The sequence below is a fragment of the Microvirga sp. TS319 genome (genome assembly GCF_041276405.1).
Lineage (GTDB): Bacteria > Pseudomonadota > Alphaproteobacteria > Rhizobiales > Beijerinckiaceae > Microvirga.
Window position 1 is genome coordinate 486,821 of sequence record NZ_JBGGGT010000001.1, and the last position, 16,843, is coordinate 503,663.

20 protein-coding genes and 1 tRNA gene are annotated in these 16,843 nt (G+C 62.6%); 9 read left to right on the forward strand and 12 right to left on the reverse strand.

Annotated features, from left to right (window positions below):
• Positions 1-84: 84 nt before the first annotated feature.
• Positions 85-1,188 carry a helix-turn-helix transcriptional regulator gene (locus tag AB8841_RS02205; RefSeq protein WP_370434241.1) on the forward strand — a complete coding sequence of 368 codons (1,104 nt, stop codon included), beginning with the start codon at positions 85-87 and terminating at the stop codon, positions 1,186-1,188.
• A gap of 421 nt (positions 1,189-1,609) precedes the next feature.
• The gene (locus AB8841_RS02210) at positions 1,610-2,164 is read left to right on the forward strand and encodes a hypothetical protein (RefSeq protein WP_370434242.1); all 555 of its coding nucleotides are present in this window, start codon (positions 1,610-1,612) and stop codon (positions 2,162-2,164) included.
• A 9-nt stretch (positions 2,165-2,173) separates the two neighbouring features.
• Here AB8841_RS02210 and AB8841_RS02215 read toward each other — a convergent pair whose 3' ends face one another.
• The 8 genes from AB8841_RS02215 to AB8841_RS02250 are packed head-to-tail and all read right to left on the reverse strand — an operon-like array spanning position 2,174 to position 9,785.
• The gene (locus AB8841_RS02215; protein WP_370434243.1) at positions 2,174-3,622 is read right to left on the reverse strand and encodes an amidase; all 1,449 of its coding nucleotides are present in this window, start codon (positions 3,620-3,622) and stop codon (positions 2,174-2,176) included.
• 12 nt (positions 3,623-3,634) lie between these two features.
• On the reverse strand, positions 3,635-4,393 hold the full coding sequence (locus AB8841_RS02220; RefSeq protein ID WP_370434244.1) for an SDR family NAD(P)-dependent oxidoreductase: 759 nt from the start codon (positions 4,391-4,393) through the stop codon (positions 3,635-3,637).
• 10 nt (positions 4,394-4,403) lie between these two features.
• Complete coding sequence (locus AB8841_RS02225) at positions 4,404-5,165, reverse strand: SDR family NAD(P)-dependent oxidoreductase (protein WP_370434245.1); 762 nt, start codon at positions 5,163-5,165, stop codon at positions 4,404-4,406.
• On the reverse strand, positions 5,162-5,995 hold the full coding sequence (locus tag AB8841_RS02230) for a polysaccharide deacetylase (protein WP_370434246.1): 834 nt from the start codon (positions 5,993-5,995) through the stop codon (positions 5,162-5,164). Before AB8841_RS02230 ends, AB8841_RS02225 begins: the two co-directional genes overlap by 4 nt.
• Positions 5,996-6,009: 14 nt before the next feature.
• Positions 6,010-6,807 carry an ABC transporter permease gene (locus AB8841_RS02235; protein WP_370434247.1) on the reverse strand — a complete coding sequence of 266 codons (798 nt, stop codon included), beginning with the start codon at positions 6,805-6,807 and terminating at the stop codon, positions 6,010-6,012.
• Positions 6,804-7,655 carry an ABC transporter permease gene (locus AB8841_RS02240; protein ID WP_370434248.1) on the reverse strand — a complete coding sequence of 284 codons (852 nt, stop codon included), beginning with the start codon at positions 7,653-7,655 and terminating at the stop codon, positions 6,804-6,806. The genes AB8841_RS02235 and AB8841_RS02240 overlap by 4 nt, the downstream gene beginning before the upstream one ends.
• A complete protein-coding gene (locus tag AB8841_RS02245) occupies positions 7,652-8,734 on the reverse strand; it encodes an ABC transporter ATP-binding protein (RefSeq protein ID WP_370434249.1) in 1,083 nt (360 codons plus the stop codon). The genes AB8841_RS02240 and AB8841_RS02245 overlap by 4 nt, the downstream gene beginning before the upstream one ends.
• Before the next feature lie 28 nt (positions 8,735-8,762).
• Positions 8,763-9,785 carry an ABC transporter substrate-binding protein gene (locus AB8841_RS02250; RefSeq protein WP_370434250.1) on the reverse strand — a complete coding sequence of 341 codons (1,023 nt, stop codon included), beginning with the start codon at positions 9,783-9,785 and terminating at the stop codon, positions 8,763-8,765.
• A 215-nt stretch (positions 9,786-10,000) separates the two neighbouring features.
• Between AB8841_RS02250 and AB8841_RS02255 the strand changes: the two genes are divergently transcribed.
• The gene (locus AB8841_RS02255) at positions 10,001-10,534 is read left to right on the forward strand and encodes a MarR family winged helix-turn-helix transcriptional regulator (RefSeq protein WP_370434251.1); all 534 of its coding nucleotides are present in this window, start codon (positions 10,001-10,003) and stop codon (positions 10,532-10,534) included.
• A 215-nt stretch (positions 10,535-10,749) separates the two neighbouring features.
• On the opposite strand, the gene AB8841_RS02260 is transcribed toward AB8841_RS02255, so the two are convergent.
• Positions 10,750-11,220, reverse strand: a complete 471-nt coding sequence (locus AB8841_RS02260; RefSeq protein WP_370434252.1) for an opioid growth factor receptor-related protein — start codon at positions 11,218-11,220, stop codon at positions 10,750-10,752.
• 174 nt (positions 11,221-11,394) lie between these two features.
• On the opposite strand from AB8841_RS02260, the gene AB8841_RS02265 reads away from it, so the two are divergent.
• From AB8841_RS02265 to AB8841_RS02285, 5 genes are all read left to right on the forward strand, one after another.
• Positions 11,395-11,616 carry a hypothetical protein gene (locus AB8841_RS02265; protein ID WP_370434253.1) on the forward strand — a complete coding sequence of 74 codons (222 nt, stop codon included), beginning with the start codon at positions 11,395-11,397 and terminating at the stop codon, positions 11,614-11,616.
• Positions 11,617-11,777: 161 nt separating this feature from the next.
• Positions 11,778-11,853, forward strand: a tRNA-Glu gene (locus AB8841_RS02270).
• A gap of 305 nt (positions 11,854-12,158) precedes the next feature.
• The gene (nthA, locus tag AB8841_RS02275; protein ID WP_370434254.1) at positions 12,159-12,785 is read left to right on the forward strand and encodes a nitrile hydratase subunit alpha; all 627 of its coding nucleotides are present in this window, start codon (positions 12,159-12,161) and stop codon (positions 12,783-12,785) included.
• Positions 12,782-13,441, forward strand: a complete 660-nt coding sequence (gene nthB / locus AB8841_RS02280) for a nitrile hydratase subunit beta (protein WP_370434255.1) — start codon at positions 12,782-12,784, stop codon at positions 13,439-13,441. The genes nthA and nthB overlap by 4 nt, the downstream gene beginning before the upstream one ends.
• A gap of 4 nt (positions 13,442-13,445) precedes the next feature.
• Positions 13,446-13,811, forward strand: a complete 366-nt coding sequence (locus AB8841_RS02285; RefSeq protein WP_370435508.1) for a nitrile hydratase accessory protein — start codon at positions 13,446-13,448, stop codon at positions 13,809-13,811.
• Positions 13,812-13,976: 165 nt separating this feature from the next.
• Here the strand turns inward: AB8841_RS02285 and AB8841_RS02290 are convergent, their stop codons facing one another.
• Positions 13,977-15,176 (reverse strand): MFS transporter, encoded by a 1,200-nt coding sequence (locus AB8841_RS02290; protein WP_370434256.1) that lies wholly within the window; start codon positions 15,174-15,176, stop codon positions 13,977-13,979.
• Between the two features lie 99 nt (positions 15,177-15,275).
• Here AB8841_RS02290 and AB8841_RS02295 point away from each other — a divergent pair, with 99 nt between their 5' ends.
• Complete coding sequence (locus AB8841_RS02295; RefSeq protein WP_370434257.1) at positions 15,276-16,169, forward strand: LysR family transcriptional regulator; 894 nt, start codon at positions 15,276-15,278, stop codon at positions 16,167-16,169.
• A 92-nt stretch (positions 16,170-16,261) separates the two neighbouring features.
• On the opposite strand, the gene AB8841_RS02300 is transcribed toward AB8841_RS02295, so the two are convergent.
• A complete protein-coding gene (locus AB8841_RS02300) occupies positions 16,262-16,621 on the reverse strand; it encodes a glutathione binding-like protein (RefSeq protein ID WP_370434258.1) in 360 nt (119 codons plus the stop codon).
• A gap of 27 nt (positions 16,622-16,648) precedes the next feature.
• Complete coding sequence (locus AB8841_RS02305; RefSeq protein ID WP_370434259.1) at positions 16,649-16,795, reverse strand: glutathione S-transferase N-terminal domain-containing protein; 147 nt, start codon at positions 16,793-16,795, stop codon at positions 16,649-16,651.
• Positions 16,796-16,843 lie beyond the last annotated feature (48 nt).

A 16,843-nucleotide genomic window follows, 5' to 3' on the forward strand; every position in this document is an offset into this window, starting at 1 on the left:
ATTTGGGGGAAGGACGAGGCACTTGGCTCGCGTTAGGGTGGTGAATCTGTTCGTGATGGGGATGGGGTCTGCTCTGGGGGAACCATGAAGCCGGACGAAGCCTTCTCCGACCTGGTCGGTCACGTATACGACTGTGCCCTCGACAGGAGCCTGTGGCCCGCGGTCCTTAGGAAAATCGCAGAGGCGCTCGGCGGCACAATGGCCGACCTGATGGTCTCTCATCCGCTTGAGAGGACTCAAAAACTCGCCGCGCACTACAACTGGCCGGAGGATATGATGACCCTTGCGGTCGTCAACGCCGCGATCAACCCTGGTCTTCCGCTTGGTCTGACAGCACCGCTGGGCCAGGTGGTTTGCAGCACGCGAGACGTCGACATCGAGGCGTTCCATCGCAGCCGCTACTGGCAGGCTTGCTATGCAGGCAGGGGGCTGTACGATTATGTCGTCACTCCGATCACGCGAACGGTCACGACCTTCGCGACATGGGGAGTCATTGGCAGCGAGGCCAAGGGCGCCTTCACGGATGAAGACATCGAACTGGCACGCATGCTCTCGCCGCACATCAAGCGCTCAGTCGAGATTTCCGGGGCCATCGGACAGCAGAGGATCGAGACCGGCACGTTGCGGGCTGCCCTTGAGGCGCTGGCCACGCCTGCCCTGATCATCGAGCCCGACGGCACCATCCTGTTCGGCAACCACGCGGCTGACGCGGAGCTTGCCACCCGGCAGGTCTTCCGGGAGCACAAGGGGCGTCTCGTTGCGGTGACGCCAGAGTCGCTGAAGTTCATGGCGGCACTGTCGTCTCCTGCCAGCCGTCTGTCTCAGAAGGGGCTGGATGCCTTGTTGGTGGATGCGACCGGGCGGATGCTCCATGTGACCTGGGCTGAACTGGAGCAGGCAGGAGAGGAGGTCGGCAGCCCACTTCTCCTGCTGCTACGCGAACCGGAGGCGGTGCTCACAACGCCTTTGTCGAGTGCCGCCGCCTTGTTCCATCTCACCACGGCCGAGATCCAGGTGCTCGGCCAGGTTCTTCAGGGCCACGCGCTCGCTGATGTGGCCGACATCCTGGGACTCGCCCGCTCGACGGTGAAGACCCACTTGGATGCGATCTATCGCAAGACCCAGACCAACCGACAGGCGGAACTGGTCTCCCACATCATGAGTTTGGCATCGCCTCTCAAGCGGTAAACCACATTCCACAAGGCGGCTTGACCCGATCTCCTGGGGCCGTTGGACATCGAGGTGGATCCCCCAATTCGCGACACAACCGGCCGGGCGTCGAAAGGGTGGAGTGGCTGCCGCCGGTCGCACATCCACCGAATGGTGGATGTGCGCCACGCAGCGACCGTTTAAAGCATCGGACGTGAAAAGTGGATTCCACTTTTGGGGTTGAATCCGATGCTTCCGTCTTGGAGAGAGCGCATCGTTTGAGCGAAAAACCGGGGTCACTTTTTCGCACGAGGCGCTGAGCTTCGCTGGAACCAGGGTCGGACGGGCGTGAACTGGCTCGGGGATAAATCGAGGCCGGTCCGCCACGTGGAGTTCGTCGCGCGATGATTGGCCCAGCGCTCTCCGGAGTGCCCGTCATAGGGACGGATCGGGGGATTTCATGACACTTGCAGTAGCTGTGCGAGGCGGAAACACCGGCAGGGGTGCGGTCGCGGCGGCCATCGCCTTGATGCTGACGCTGATGCCCGTCGCCGCCGAGTACCGGGCCTATCCGACCGCGAAATCGAGCCCGGACCTTCAAGCCGCTGCCGAGCGGTCCGAGGTGCAGATCGGCATGGTTCCCGACGAAGGCGCGGCATCGTTCTTCACAACGCCCAATTCCTTCGACGATGTGATCGAATTCCATCTGCGCCATGGGCGCGAATATCCGATGCCGCCCATGCCTGGCCTGGACGATCACGGCCGCGACCGCGGCTTGGCGGCCGAGATCACGTTCGGTGCACAGGGACCGGAAGCGAAGCCGACCGGGATGCGAGTCAGGCAGGCCTTCATCATCTTCGGTGGCGCGACAGATATCACGGAATCGCGGGATTGGCTTACCATTATCCGGCCCATTCACCGGCACGAGCACACTCAACGGCGTGAGCTGGGCCTTCAGGCCGATCAGGACGGAGAGCGTGATGGCCATCGTGCGGATGCAGAAGCCACAGAGTAGCGGCGCCGGTTACCGGGCCCCATTCTCCACTCTGCCTGCAAGATCAGATCCAGCTGGTCGTGCCTCCTTCGCATGAGCTCTGAATTGGAGGCTTGCCTCCAATTCAGACGCCACCTCGATCAGGTAACTGTCCTCGAACCACCGGCCGACGAGCTGTAAGCCGATTGGCAGTCCGTCCCGTGTGAGGCCGCAGGGCAAAGAGATGGCCGGATGTCCCGTCAGATTGAACGGGAACGTATAAGGATACCACGCTCCCCGGATCGTGCCGGCGTCGCGACGGGCAATCTCGATCCGCCCCAAGGGATCGAGATCAACGGGAAGTGGCGGGGCTGAGAGCGTCGGCGAGGCAATTATGTCAAAGCGGGACAGGATATCCTGGATCTGGAGAAAGCAATTTGTCCTGGCGAACTGAGCCTCATGCAAGTCCACGGCACCATAGGTATGCCCTGCCTCCATGGTCGCCAGCAACGTTGGGTCGAGCTTTTCCGGTGAGCGAGCGGCATGAGGACCCAGCCGTGCCAACAGGAGCGATCGCAGAAGCAAGAGGAAGTGTGGCTCCATGGAGACGAGATCGAGCTCAATTGGCTCGACAATCATGCCGAGAGCCTCGGCCTGCTTCATGGCCGTAACGACGGATGCCTCGACTTCCGGATCGAGGATGTTGCCGCAGCGAAGCAAGAAGCCGACCCGCGGGCGCTCGCCTTTACCATGTTCACGCCGTGGCAGGGCTTCAGATTGCCCATACGGGTCGCGCCGATCAGGTCCCTTCAGGACATCGAACATGAGCTGCGTTCCGGAGACATCGCGCGCCATGGGCCCGACAAAGGAGTTGGCACCGAACAGATCCGGCGCCTGCAGGTTCGGGATCACGCCGAGCGTCGCCTTCAGCCCCACGATGCCACAGCAGGCTGCCGGAATGCGGATTGATCCGCCCCCATCCGTGCCCAGCGCCAGTGGCCCCATACCGGCCGCAATTGCAACCGCCGCGCCGCCTGACGAGCCGCCGCAGGTGTGATCGTGGCTCCACGGGTTGAGTGTGCGCCCGAAGAAGGGACCCTCGGTGAATGGCTTGTGCCCAAATTCCGGTGTTGTCGTTTTGCCGATCAGGATCGCGCCGGCCGCCCGTGCGCGAGCGACAGCAACGGCGTCGGCGGCTGGTACAGAGTCCGCGAACAGCGCACAGCCCTGCGTGGTAGCCACACCCTCTGTGTTCGTCAGGTCTTTGACCGAAAACGGAATGCCATGGAGCGGACCGAGCGGGGCTCCGCTCATGACAGCGGCCTCAGCCGCTCGCGCCTCCGCTCGTGCGCGATCGGCGCAGATCGCCATGAAGGCATTGAGCTCCCGGCGTTCCTCAATTCGGGCGAGAGCAGCCTCGACCGCCTCGACCGGAGAAACCGCCTTCGTCTGAATTGCAGCGGCGAGATCCCTCGCGGGAAGGTCAGCAATGGTGCTCATAAGGGCTCCTTTTCAGATCATCCAGCGGCCACCGTCGATCAGGAGCGTCTGTCCTGTAACGTAACGGGCCTCCCGACTCGCCAGGAAGGCAACGCAGCCGGCGACATCCTCCGGCTCGGCAATGTACCCTGCCGGCGTTGTGGCTTTGATCTTCTCGATAACGGCGGGCGTCAGCCGATCGTGGGCCCGGGTCCGAACGGCGCCGGGCGCGACCGCGTTGACCGTGACGCCGAAGGGCGCAAGTTCGCGGGCGAGCGATCGTGTGAGCCCGACAATCCCCATCTTGGCGGCCGCATAGTCGGTGAGACCGGCATCGCCCACAAAGGCGGCGTCGCTGGACATGTTGACAATGCGTCCGCCTCGCTCGCGCATAGCCGGCACAACGAGCCGCGACAAGCGCATGGTGGTCAGGAGCGACACCTCGAGCACGAAGCGCCACACGTCCTCCTCCGATTCATGGAAGTGGGCCGCCCGTTCCCGGCCACTCTGGCCGACATTGTTGAACAGGATGTCAACAGGCCCAAAAGCCGCCACGGCGCGCGCATGGAATTCAGTCAGGATAGATGCGTCGGTACAGTCGCCGACCATGACCATGAGGCGGTCGGACGGAAAAGCACCTCGGTACTCGTTGAAGCCATCACCCTCCCGGTCGATGACGGCGACACGTCCGCCCTCGGTCAGGAACCGCTGCGCGGTCGCGGCTCCGATGCCGTGAGCCGCGCCCGTAATGGCAATGGTCTTTCCGGAAAACCGGCCCTGGCTCTCGCCCATCACAGTCTCCTCAATGGAAGGTGCGCCCGCCGTCGACGGCGATCGCCGTGCCGGTGACATAGGATGACTCCCCGCTCGTCAGCCACAGGATTGCCGCGGCGATCTCGTCGGGCGAGGCGACGCGCTGCAGCGCATAGCGGGCGCGGACAGCCTCATAGGCAGCCTGTGGATCGGAAGCATGATCAATGCTCGATCGGAACAGCTCGGTCTCGACCGCGCCCGGACAAACCGTGTTGACCCGGATGCCGAATTCGGCGGCTTCCATGGCCACGGCTTTCGAGGCCATTTGCAAGCCGGCCTTGGACGCGCAATAGGCCGTGCGGTGCTTCAGCGGTGACAGCCCGGCCGCAGAGGATACGTTGACGATCGTACCACCTCCTGCCGCACGCAGGTGGGGAAACGCGGCCTGCATCACGATCACCGGACCGGTCAGATTGACAGCGAGCACGCGGGACCATTCCGTCAGGGTCGTCGCCTCGAGGTCCGCAATGAGGTCGATGCCAGCGGCATTGACCACACCATCAAGCCCGCCAAGGAAATCAACGGCGCTGGTGACCGCAGTTGCAACGGAGGTTCCGTCTGCAACGTCGGCCGTTACGACATGAATCGGCCCCCTCGTCGATATTTGCGCCAACATCGCGAGCGCTGCCTCGTCCCGGTCGAGTGCAACCACGTGGGCCCCTTCCTCGACGAATCGTCGGACCGTGGCGAGCCCAATCCCCTTGGCGCCCCCGGTGACGAGGATGCGCCTCCGGATCAGCAGGCCGCTCATCGCGACGCCTCCGCGCGCGCCTTGATCAGTTTCGGACGCATGTCATCGACCATCTCGTCGCAACGGCCGATCCAGACATTCGGGTGCTTCAGCGCATGCTCGATCAGTCCCTCAAGGACCTTGATGCGCGAGGGCTGACCAATGATCTGCGGGTGCATGCCGATCATCATCATCCGGTCTTCAGCGTAGAGCACGTCGAACTCGCTCCGCCACGCCTCAAGCAGGGCCGAGGGCGCCTGCATCGTGCGACCGGGCAGAACGATCGAGTACTGGAAGAAGGGGGCGTCATCGAGCACCCAGCGGAAGGGCAGCTCAACGATGTCCGTCTCCTTGCCATTGACGGCATGCAGGTACGGCGAGTCGTCGTCGAAGAAATTGGACGAGTAGTCAAATCCGTATTCGACAAGCATCGGCATGGTGATCGGGCTGATTTCGGCAGCCGGTGACCGCCACCCGCGTGGGGCCCTGCCGCTGACCCGCTTGATGGATTGGAAGCCCTTCTCCATCTCCTCGCGCTCCTGCTCGGGGGTCAGCGAAAGGATCCAGGCATGGGAATAGCTGTGATGCGCCAGTTCATGGCCGCGCTTCAAAATCTCCTCGATCAATCCCTCCCGCTGGTCGATCACGAGACCGGGTACGAAGAAGGTTGCCTTAATGCCATAGCGGTCGAGGAGGTCCAGAATACGGCCTGTCCCGACCTTCCAGCCATAAGCCCCCTGCGACATCAGGATGGGACGATTGGCATAGGAGGGATCGCGGGCGGTCCACATCGTCTCGGCATCGAGATCGAAGGTGAGGAAGAGGGGGAAACCCTTGCTGGTCAGCGGCATGATGCGACCTCGTGTCAGACGAAGCGGTGAAAGCCGGCACGACGTTCCGCCAGCAGGAGGACAATTCCAGTTGCGACAATGAGCAGTGTCGAGACCGCTGCGACGCTCGGATCGACGCCCATCTCAACGGACGAGAAGATCAGAACCGGCAGCGTGGTCTGGTTGGCGCCGATCAGGAAGATCGTAACGGGAACATTGTCGAGCGAGGTAATGAAAGCGAAGAGGGCTCCGGCCACGAGGCCTGGTCGGATCAGCGGAAGGGTGACGAGACGGAAAGCCTCAAACCCGCTGGCGCCAAGCACGCGCGCGGCTTCCTCGACCGCGAGGTCGAGGCCGCTCAGACTCGCGAGCGCCGAGCGGACAATGTACGGAACCGTGATCACGACATGGGCGAGGAGAAGTCCAATCAGGCTGCCGCGCAGGCCGGTCAGGCTATAGAACTGCAGCAGTGCGACGCCGATCACGACAGCCGGCAGAACCAGCGGCGCCATGAGAAAGGCGATGATGGCTTCAGAGCCGGGGATCGACTTGCGGAACAGGGCATAAGCGGATGCCACCCCCATCACCAGCGAGATCGCGGTCGAGCCGCAGGCCAGAATCAGGCTCATGCGGATCGCCGAGAGGTAGGTCGGGTCGCTCAGCACCTTGCCGAACCAGGACAGCGTCAGACCTTGCGGCGGGATGGTCAGATACGACGTGGTGGAGAACGCTGCCAGGACCACGACAATGACCGGGATCTGCAGGAACACGATGACGGCAAAGGCGGCGATCGTGACGCCGAGGCCGGGATGGGTCTCTCCGTCTGTGCTCATGCCATGCCTGCCCATCGTTTGGTCAACCGGCTCGACAGCCAGATGATGCCGATGGCCATGATCGTCAACGCAAAGGACAGCGCTGATCCGCTGGGCCAGTCGAGAAGCTGCATATATTCATCATAGATCAGTGTTGCCATGACCTTGTAGGTTGGTCCGCCCAGCATGCGCGGCGTCACGAGAGCGCTGATGGTCAGCACGAAGACAAGGATCGAGCCCGCCAGAATTCCTGGCGCGGACAGAGGCAGTGTTACCGAAGTGAAGACGTGGAGACGGCCTGACCCGAGAGTTGCGGCCGCGGCTTCGACGTCACGCGGAACGTTCCGGATGGCCGCCACAAGCATCAACACCATGAAGGGCAGATAGATGTGGGTCATGCCGATCATGAGACCAGTCAGGTTGAACATCAGCTTGATCGGCGCCGAGATCAGTCCCATCTGGATGAGCAGGTTGTTGACGAGGCCGCGATTGGCCAGAAGCGCGATCCAGCCGAAGGACCGGACTACGAGGTTCAGCATCATCGGAAAGATCACGAGCAGGATCAGTGGCAATCGCCAGCGCTCCGGGCCACGGGCAATGAGGAACGCCAGAGGATATCCTAAAACCAGACAGACGAGGGTCACGGACAAGCCGAGGCCGAGCGTCCGCCAGACCACCTCGCGGTAATACTCGTCAGTGATGATGCGCGTATAGTTTTCCAGCGTCCAGACACCCTTCACCAAGCCTGAACCCGGCATATACTCGCCAAAGCTCGTCGGCAGCAGCATCAGCACAGGGATGAGGAAAAAGCCTGCGAGAACCAACGCCAACGGTGCGATCAGCATCAGGCTTCGCCGGACGGAGATCATATGCCGGCTTCCTCGGATGGCATGGCAAAGACGGAGTCGGCATCAACCGCCAGCATGACTGGCGTATCCGGCGCAAGCGCAGCATTCGGCCCGTGCGACCCTGTCTCGGCAACGAGTTCGATTCCTCCTGAGAGGCGCACGACATACTGGACCCGGGCACCGCTGAAGGAGCGAAGGACGATGGTGCCCTGAAAACCGTCAGATGCACCCGTGTTATTCAGAAGCCGGATTGCCTCCTGGCGGATGACGACATCGACCTTTGCGCCGACAGGTTGGTCGACCGAGGCGGCAGGCAACTCAATGCCGTCACCCAGGCGCAAGACGCCGCCCTTTCCTTGTCGGGACGCGATGGTTCCGGCAAGCCGGTTTGGCTTGCCGATGAAGCTGGCGACGAAGCCGGTCGCCGGCCGGTGATAGATTTCCTCCGGCTTCGCGAATTGCTGCATCACACCTTTAGCCATCACCCCGACGCGGTCGGACATGGACAGCGCCTCGCCCTGATCATGGGTCACGAAGAGCGTGGTGATACCGAGGCCACGCTGCAGGCGCTTGAGCTCGATCTGCATTTCGTCGCGAAGTTGCGCATCGAGGTTGGAGAGAGGTTCGTCGAACAGCAGGACGCGGGGTCGAGGCGCAAGAGCCCTTGCAATTGCGACACGCTGCTGCTGACCGCCTGAAAGCTGGCGTGGGTAACGCTCGCCGAAATTCGCGAGCCGGACCATTGCCAGGGCATCCTTCACGCGCTTGTCGAGTTCCGCACCGGCGACTTTGCGCCTGCGCAGCCCGAATGCAACGTTCTCGTATACAGTGAGATGCGGGAACAGGGCATAGGACTGGAAGACAAGACCGAGCCCGCGCTTGTTCGGCGGCAGTACGGTGATGTCGTCGCTGCCGATCAGAATGCGACCGCGGCTCGGCTGAACGAGGCCCGCCACCATTCTCAGGATTGTGGTCTTGCCGCAGCCGGACGGACCGAGCAGCGAGACGAACTCGCCCTCGTTGATCGTGAGAGAAATATCACTGACGACTGTGACATCCCCGTAGGATTTGCCCAGCCGCTCGAAGCTCAGCGCACTCATGGAAGTTCCTGCTTGACAGGCGGCCGGTTCAGCGCGCCACCTCACGCTGCCAGCGACGCGTCCATGCGGGCGAGTTCTTCGCAATGACATCGGGATCGATAAACCAGGCCTTTTCCAACGCGTCGCCGTAGGGCACGATCTTCTTGAGCTTGTCGGAGAGCTGAACCTTGGTGTTCACCGACCCGATATAGGCCCGCTCGGAAAAGCAGCCTTGCCCTTCCGCTGAAAGGATTTGGTCGAGGAACTTGTGTGCCAGTTCCGACTTTCCAGTGCCCTTCGGAATGATCACGGCCGGTAGAATGCCGACGGCGCCTTCCTTCGGATAGGCAACCGCGAGCGAAAGACCTTTGTCCATGGCAACGCCGGCGCGATCCGGATACCAGGGTGCGATCGCGATCTCCTCCCGCTCGAAGAGCGAGATCAACTGGTCCGCCTGGGTGTAGAGCACCGCCGAACCCTTGGCGATGGGCTTGATGGCCTCAATACCCGGATCGACATTGTCAAGCGTACCCCCCTTGAGCTTGTTCAAGGCCAGGAAATAGTGCAGGCCTGCGGTGCCGCTGATATCGCCGATGGCGTATTTGCCGGCATAGGCCGGGTCGGCAAGATCCAACCAGGAGGTCGGAGGTGTCTTGACCAGCTTGGGATTGTAGACGAGCGCGGTCGCGCTCACCATGGCGACGACGTAGCTGTCATCCTTCCCCCATGCGTTCGGAATGACGTCGCCTGCGTTCTTCAGCTTCGACCGGTCGATGCGCTCGTTGAGGTTTTCACTATGTGTCTGGGCCGCCAGGGAGTTGTCGATATAAACGATGTCCATGTCGGACTTGCCGCCGGTAGCCCGGAGCGCTGCGGCGAACTGCGAGGAATTACCGAGCTTTAGGGACACGGTTGCGCCGGTGGCCTTCTCGAAAGCCGCGACGTGGCAGGCCTTGACGTTATCGGCGAAGGATCCGCCGAACGCTCCCACCACCAACTCTTCGGCCTGGGCGGTGACGGACAGGCCGGCGATCAAAAGGGCGGCCGTCGTGTAGCGAAGACAATGGCTCATAGTTGCAGCTCCCGTCTGGTTGCGGAGCACGAACCAGTTCCTCTGGCCTCGTGCCGCGAAGGCGAGGCCTCCGCTTGACCCTTGGGAAGGACCATTGCACGGGTCGATTTGTCTTTCAAGAAAGATAATTGAAAGATATATTGCATCTTCTGGCTGCCGGTGGCCTGCCGTGCAGCGCGCCTGTCCGTCGGACAGGCTCGACCTGGAGGATGAGTATGGGCAATGGTGCGCTGCGATCTGCCGCGACCGAAGAGACCGGCGCGCTGGTGGAGCGAGACCGCATCGGTTCCGGCATGCAGCGGTGGCGCCGAGAGTTCTCGGACGTGGATTGCTCCGGCAAGGCCGTCGTCGGCCGCCTGCTGCATCTCCATGAGATCTTCTTGACCGAAATCAACCGTACACTCGCGAAGCATCGGCTAAAGTATCCCGCATTCGCCGTGCTGGCGACGCTTCGGGTGGAAGGGGCGCCGTATCAAATGTCGCCGAAGCAGTTGCTCGACTCGCTGATCCTGACCTCGGGCGGGTTGTCGAACCTGCTCCGGAAGCTGGAGAAGGCCGGCCATATTCGCCGCATGGCTGATGACATGGACGGGCGAGGGGTCATCGTCGAGCTCACCGGGCAGGGACGCCGGCTGGTCGAGCCTGCGATGCGTGACCATGCCGAAACCGAGCGAAGGCTCGTCGCGGCACTGTCAAAGGAAGAGCAGCGTGTCGTCGCGTCCGCCCTGGGACGGATGATGATCAAATAGATCGTGGCGGATGCTTCCGACGAATTTCGGCAGATACCGGTATCTGTCCGAGGAGGCTCTGTTGCAGGACCTTAGACATGTCACGGCAATCCTCGAGCATCGAACGCGAAAGCTGGAGCCGGTTTTGCGGGAAAAGAGGCTCGAGACCAAAGACTTTCGGCCTCAATGGCCTTGTTGAGGTGTTCGAGGTCCGGTGCTCCACGTCATGTGCCAACTCAATCGTGGGCGGCCTCGGCCCAGAACTGCAAGCTGCGGGGATTGACCGGCGCGCCCGCTCTATCGTGGAGGGTCAGGATGTCCCGGTGAAAGGCTTGCGCCGTGTCCGGACCCACGAGCAGTCTCAGGCTGCGAATGATGCGGGTGATCCGCAGGTGATTGTGGTCCTGCCCTGTGAGCCACCAGCGCGTCCGGCTGTAAAACTGCAGCATCCGTTCCGCTGCACGCCTGAGGGTCTCCACAGCCCGGGGGTCGACCTTGATGGCGTCGATCTCGGCCTTCGTCAGAACGGGTGCATTCGGTTGGGCGATGCTGCGGGTGGGCAGGGGAAACAGCCACTGGATGTAGTCATGGACCTCTTCCAGTGTCTCGTCGGGCAGGAGGAGCACATCACCCGCGCACCGCCCACGGCTGTCGCGTCCATCGCCGGTTAAGTAAGCATGCAGCGGGCCTGAAGACGGGACCGGCATCTGTTCGCTCCTTTCTTTCGTCACGGCTCTGTGAAGGGTGACGGCACTCCAGCAATGAGAGCAGGACGGCATCACCCCCATCTGGCGGCCTCATGGCCGCGCTGTCTGGGTTTTGGACTGGCCGATGCCGATCTAGCCTCAGTGATGAACTGTGCGCCTCTTGTGATACGTGCGATGCCGTTGGACGCTGCCGGTGTTCTGTGGGATTCCAAGCACGCCCTTCACACCGCCGACGATGCCGCCCGCCACGCCTCCAACCGCCCCGCCGACGGCCCCGCCCACTGGACCGGCCGCACGGTGACCGACAGCTGCCCCCTGCTGGGCTCCACGGACAACTCCCTGCGCATGACCGGCACCCGGCAGAGCAAGAACGGCGAGGCTGATCGCGGAAAGTAGAACGGATGCTTTCATCAGGGTTGCTCCTCTTTGCGAAGAGATCAAACCCAAGCCTCGCGGGAGGTTCCTTGCCTGGCCCATGTCTGATCGTAACGCCGGTAAAAACCCTGTCCGACGATGAGGTGCCGGCCCTTCTTGAGCCAAGGCGGGCTCACCTCCGGGAGCGCATAGCCAAGCCGATAGGCCATCCGGCGTTCAATTGGAGGGTCCTGGGTTCGAGGCCCAGCGCGCTCACCAATAATTTCAAAGGGTTACCGGAAACTTCGCTTTGAACCGTTTTCTCCCAGGTAGCCAATGGTCGGCCACACGATCTCTCTGGCGGCTTGTTATCCTCGGCATACGACCGCGGCCTAAAGGCTGATCGGCCGCTGTACAGGATCGGGTTTGACATCGAACCCACATCCGATGAAGTCAGTCTACGTTTGGAGCATCTTTTCCCGCGAAGCCGATCCCCACTTTTGCGTTCGATGCTCCAGGCTGGTCTTGCTACCATCATCCGGTTAGCATGGCCCGACTCATCCGAGCAGGCGAGGGCGGTACGTATGGGGCACGACCATCACCACGATCATGACGACCACAGCCATCTCTCGGAGATCGAGCTGCGGGTGCGCGCACTCGAGTCCATCCTGGTCGAGAAAGGCTATGTTGATCCTGCGGCCATTGACGTACTGATCGAGACCTATGAGGTTAAGGTTGGACCCCGCAATGGCGCCAAGGTGGTGGCCAAGGCCTGGTCCGATCCGACGTACCGGGAGTGGCTCCGAACCGACGCGACAGCCGCGATCGCGTCCTTAGGCTTCGTCGGACGCCAGGGCGAGCACATGGTGGCACTCGAGAACACGCCCGAGCAGCACAACATGGTGGTGTGCACCCTCTGCTCCTGCTATCCCTGGCCGGTGCTCGGCCTTCCCCCCGTCTGGTATAAGTCCGCACCCTACCGCTCTCGGGCTGTCCTTGATCCTCGCGCGGTTCTCGCCGAGTTTGGGGTCGACTTGCCGGAGACCACCCGTGTCCGTGTCTGGGACTCGACCGCAGAGGTCAGGTACCTCGTGATCCCGATCCGTCCCGAAGGCACGGAGGGCATGAGCGAGGAGGCATTGGCCGAACTCGTCACCCGCGACTCCATGATCGGCACCGGCCTTGCTCTGCAGCCGGAGGCCGTTCAATGAATGGCGCTCAAGATCTCGGCGGCATGATGGGCTTTGGCCCGATCCGGATCGAGCAGGACGAGGCAAGGTTCCATGCCGAGTGGGAGCGGCGGGCCTTTGGCCTCACCCTGGCAATGGGGGCGACGGGAAGCTGGAACCTCGATATGAGCCGGCATGCCAGGGAAAGCCTGCCACCACCGGAGTATCTCACCTCGAGCTACTATGAGATCTGGACGAAGGGGGTCGAAAAGCTGGTTGTCGCAACCGGTCTCGTCTCTGCGGAGGAGTTGAAGCGTGGGCGGGCCCTGGCGCAGCCAGCGCCGATCAAGCGGGTGCTCAAGGCGGAGGACGTGCCGGCAGTGTTGGCCCGCGGCGGCCCGGCGGAGCGCTCGATCGGGCAGCCGGCGCGCTTTGCCGTCGGTGACCGGGTCCGCACCCGCACCATGCACCCCCAGGGCCATACCCGCCTGCCGCGTTATGCTCGGGATAAGACGGGCGTCGTCGAGTTGGTGCATGGAGGCCATGTGCTCCCGGATGCAAATGCACATGGCCAAGGCGAGCAGCCGCAATGGCTCTACACAATCAGCTTCTCTGGGCCAGAACTGTGGGGGGAGCAGACGGATCCAACCATCAGCGTCTCGATTGATGCCTGGGAGAGCTACCTTGAGCCTGCATGAAGATATGACCCGCGCGGCCGCGGCGGTTGCGCCGATCCCCCGCGACGAGGATGGCGAGCCTGTCTTCCGCGAGCCGTGGGAGGCCCAGGCCTTCGCAATGACATTGGCCCTGTACGAGCGGGGTCTGTTTACCTGGACGGAATGGGCCGCAGCACTGTCAGCCGCGATCAAGCGCGCCCAAGCGGCGGGGGACTGCGACGACGGTTCGACTTACTATCAGCACTGGCTGGCCGCGATCGAGCAGTTGGTTGGCGACAAAGGCCTTGCAACCGAGCAGGCGCTCGCGGAGCGCCGGGACGCATGGGACCGTGCGGCACACGCGACGCCACATGGGCAGCCGATCTCGCTCGAGAACGATCCGCTTCGCTAATCCAAGAGACACACCATGCATGCATGGCAATGACGCAGGTGGGGCGATGGATGAGCCTTGGGGCGACGCCCAGCTACATCGGGCTTGCCTGGACAGCGCACGGTCACATGGCCACTCGCGCCTTGGTCGGGGTTGGTGTGCCATTCGCGGGAGTCGGTGGGAGGCTCACGCGGCTTCGGTCGACCCCGCACGCTTCGTCACGAACGCCATGATGCCCGCAGCTACCAGCATGGCTGCGCTCGCGCTGAAGGTGCTCTGATAGCCGCTCATGTCGAACAGGAGGCCACCAACGGTCGCGCCCAAGGTGATCGCCAACTGAATGGCGGCTACCATCAGTCCGCCGCCCGCTTCGGCGTCTTCGGGCAAGGTCCGGGTCAGCCAGGTATTCCAGGCTACGGGGGCTGGGGTGCCCACCAAGCCCCACGCCCCGAGCAGGAACGCCGTTCCGGCAAGCCAGTCGCCGAAGGTGATCAGAGCAACGGCAATCGCCGCCATCGAGAGTGGAATGGCGATCATCACGCCATACATCCCGTTCTTCAGGAAGGATCCAATGAAGGTCGTTCCGATGAGGCCGGCGACGCCCAGGAGCAGCAGGATGAGCGACAGGGTCCGAACGTCGACATGGGTCACCATCTCGAGGAACGGCCGCAGGTAGGTGAACAGCGCGAACTGGCCCATGAAAAACAGTGTGATCGCCACCATCCCGGAGGCCACCACGGGCCGGCCGAGCAATCTGAACACGTTTCCCGAGCCCGTCGGCCGCCCAGCGTGCATGGAGGGGAGCGTTGCCAGCAGCCACAACAGCGCGACGGCTGCCAAGGGCACCACGCAGAAGAAGGCTCCCCGCCACCCGATGTACCCGCCAAGAAAGCTCCCGAGAGGCGCCGCAACAATGGAGGACAATGCAGTTCCGCCCTGCAGGATCGCCAGGGCGCGAGGCACACTGTCCTCCGGCACCAGGCGCATGACGGCCGCGGCAGCCATCGACCAGAATCCGCCGATGGCGATGCCAAGGACCGCCCGGCCGAGCATGAGGATCGTGTAGTTCGGCGCAAGAGCCACGATCGTTCCAGAGACGATCAGCGAGAGGGCCAACACGAGCAGGACGGGGCGTCGATCCCATCGGGACGTCAGGCCCGAAATCGACAGGCTCGTGAGGACAGCAAAGATGCCTGAGACGGAGATCGCCTGTCCGGCTTGGCCTTCGGTCATGTGAAGGTCGGCGGCGATCGGGGTCAGCAGGCTGACCGGCATGAACTCGGAGGCCACGAGGACCATGCAGCACAGCGACATGGCAACGACTGCGCCCCATGCCGGAGAGCGGTCCGGGATTATGTCACGGGTCGAAGCGGTTCCGATTGTCATTTATGTCTCGTGATATGTGCTCGCGGTCGCAACATAGGCTGCGCAATTGCCATGGATTAGGTGCTAAGACGCGCATGTCCCTATGAGTGGAGCTCATGAATGGCCCGCGAGAACTTCAACGACCTGATTGCCTTCCTGGCTGTTGCGCGGGAGCGAAGCTTCACGAAGGCAGCGGCACAGCTCGGCGTCTCCCAATCGGCCCTGAGCCACACCGTGCGCGGCCTCGAGGAGCGGTTGGGCGTGCGGCTCCTGACCCGAACCACCCGCAGTGTGGCGCCCACTCAAGCAGGAGAGCGCCTGCTCCGGACGGCAGGCCCCAGGCTGGCCGAGATCGAGGCTGAGTTGGACGGATTGAGCGAGTTCCGGGAGAAGCCAGCCGGCACGATCAGGATCACGGCAGGCGACCATGTCACCGAGACGATCCTCTGGCCGAAGCTCAGAACGTTTCTTCCCGACTACCCTGACATCAAGGTCGAGATTGCCCTCGATGAAACCTTGACGAACATCGTCGAGCAGCGGTTCGACGCGGGCGTTCGCCTCGGCGAGCAGGTTGCCAAGGACATGATCGCGGTACGCATCAGCCCCGACATCCGCTTTGCGGTGGTCGGAGCGCCGTCCTACTTCATGGAGAGACCGCGGCCCAGAACCCCTCAGGACCTCCTCGGCCATACCTGCATCAACCTGCGCCTTCCTACCTATGGCGGGCTTTATGCCTGGGAGTTCGAGCGTGATGGACACGAACTGGCCGTCCGGGTCGAGGGGCAACTCGTGTTCAACGGCATCTTCCAGGTCCTCAAGGCCGCATTGGACGGCTTCGGGCTCGCTCACGTCCCGGAGGACATTGCGTTGCCGCACATCGCCTCCGGACGCCTCGAGCGCGTCCTCGAGGATTGTTGCCCATCATGGACGGGGTACCACCTGTACTACCCGAGCCGTCGGCAGTCCTCCCCGGCCTTCAACCTCGTTGTCGAGGCTCTGCGCCATCGAGGGTGATACATCGTCATCGGCAGCGTGAGAGTGGATTTACCTGAGCGCAAGACAGACTTCCTCGGTTCCCCTGCTTGCGCCGCACGATCTCAGTTGGATTACCCGAATTCAGGTGAGGTCTTCTGCATAGACGGCCGCTGACTGGTTCTCTCCCACCATTGCCGCAGCCCGGATGTCGGCTTGAGCAGAGTTTCGGCGTCTGGGGTCATTGTCAGAAGGGCAAAGATCGGCCCAAGGAAGCAGTCGGCCAGGGTAATCTCTGGCCCGGCGAGGAACTCATTTGCCCCCTTAAGACGCTCGAACTCCGACAGGCAGAGCTGCACAGTGTCCAACGACTCCTGTACGATGCTCTCGTTAGCCTGGGCTCCCTGCATCGGAACGACAAGGCGCTGCCACACCAGCTTACGAATGATCGCCTCGTACGCGTATGAGTCGATGATGCCGATGATCTGATCCATGCGGGCCGCGTGCTTGGGGTCGGATGGCTACAGGGATGGGCCCGAGAATACGCGGTCGATGTACCGCGCGATGGCGATCGATTCATACAGGGAGAAGCCATCCTGCTCGAAGCTTGGCACTTTGGCAAAGGGATGACGGCCGATGTGACTGGCTGCGTGGGCCTCTCCCATCATGATGTTGACCGGCTTTAGTTCGTCGTCGACGCCTTTTCCTCGAGCACG

Bases quoted from the DNA above. Each gene is read 5' to 3' on its own strand.
- AB8841_RS02260 (WP_370434252.1), bottom strand. From the start codon at position 11,220: ATGCCGGTCCCGTCTTCAGGCCCGCTGCATGCTTACTTAACCGGCGAT.
- AB8841_RS02305 (WP_370434259.1), bottom strand. From the start codon at position 16,795: ATGATGGGAGAGGCCCACGCAGCCAGTCACATCGGCCGTCATCCCTTT.
- AB8841_RS02210 (WP_370434242.1), top strand. From the start codon at position 1,610: ATGACACTTGCAGTAGCTGTGCGAGGCGGAAACACCGGCAGGGGTGCG.
- AB8841_RS02225 (WP_370434245.1), bottom strand. From the start codon at position 5,165: ATGAGCGGCCTGCTGATCCGGAGGCGCATCCTCGTCACCGGGGGCGCC.
- AB8841_RS02295 (WP_370434257.1), top strand. From the start codon at position 15,276: ATGGCCCGCGAGAACTTCAACGACCTGATTGCCTTCCTGGCTGTTGCG.
- AB8841_RS02255 (WP_370434251.1), top strand. From the start codon at position 10,001: ATGGGCAATGGTGCGCTGCGATCTGCCGCGACCGAAGAGACCGGCGCG.
- AB8841_RS02235 (WP_370434247.1), bottom strand. From the start codon at position 6,807: ATGAGCACAGACGGAGAGACCCATCCCGGCCTCGGCGTCACGATCGCC.
- AB8841_RS02215 (WP_370434243.1), bottom strand. From the start codon at position 3,622: ATGAGCACCATTGCTGACCTTCCCGCGAGGGATCTCGCCGCTGCAATT.
- AB8841_RS02205 (WP_370434241.1), top strand. From the start codon at position 85: ATGAAGCCGGACGAAGCCTTCTCCGACCTGGTCGGTCACGTATACGAC.
- AB8841_RS02300 (WP_370434258.1), bottom strand. From the start codon at position 16,621: ATGGATCAGATCATCGGCATCATCGACTCATACGCGTACGAGGCGATC.
- AB8841_RS02250 (WP_370434250.1), bottom strand. From the start codon at position 9,785: ATGAGCCATTGTCTTCGCTACACGACGGCCGCCCTTTTGATCGCCGGC.
- AB8841_RS02220 (WP_370434244.1), bottom strand. From the start codon at position 4,393: ATGGGCGAGAGCCAGGGCCGGTTTTCCGGAAAGACCATTGCCATTACG.
- AB8841_RS02245 (WP_370434249.1), bottom strand. From the start codon at position 8,734: ATGAGTGCGCTGAGCTTCGAGCGGCTGGGCAAATCCTACGGGGATGTC.
- AB8841_RS02290 (WP_370434256.1), bottom strand. From the start codon at position 15,176: ATGACAATCGGAACCGCTTCGACCCGTGACATAATCCCGGACCGCTCT.
- AB8841_RS02240 (WP_370434248.1), bottom strand. From the start codon at position 7,655: ATGATCTCCGTCCGGCGAAGCCTGATGCTGATCGCACCGTTGGCGTTG.
- nthA (WP_370434254.1), top strand. From the start codon at position 12,159: ATGGGGCACGACCATCACCACGATCATGACGACCACAGCCATCTCTCG.
- AB8841_RS02230 (WP_370434246.1), bottom strand. From the start codon at position 5,995: ATGCCGCTGACCAGCAAGGGTTTCCCCCTCTTCCTCACCTTCGATCTC.
- nthB (WP_370434255.1), top strand. From the start codon at position 12,782: ATGAATGGCGCTCAAGATCTCGGCGGCATGATGGGCTTTGGCCCGATC.
- AB8841_RS02265 (WP_370434253.1), top strand. From the start codon at position 11,395: ATGCCGTTGGACGCTGCCGGTGTTCTGTGGGATTCCAAGCACGCCCTT.
- AB8841_RS02285 (WP_370435508.1), top strand. From the start codon at position 13,446: ATGACCCGCGCGGCCGCGGCGGTTGCGCCGATCCCCCGCGACGAGGAT.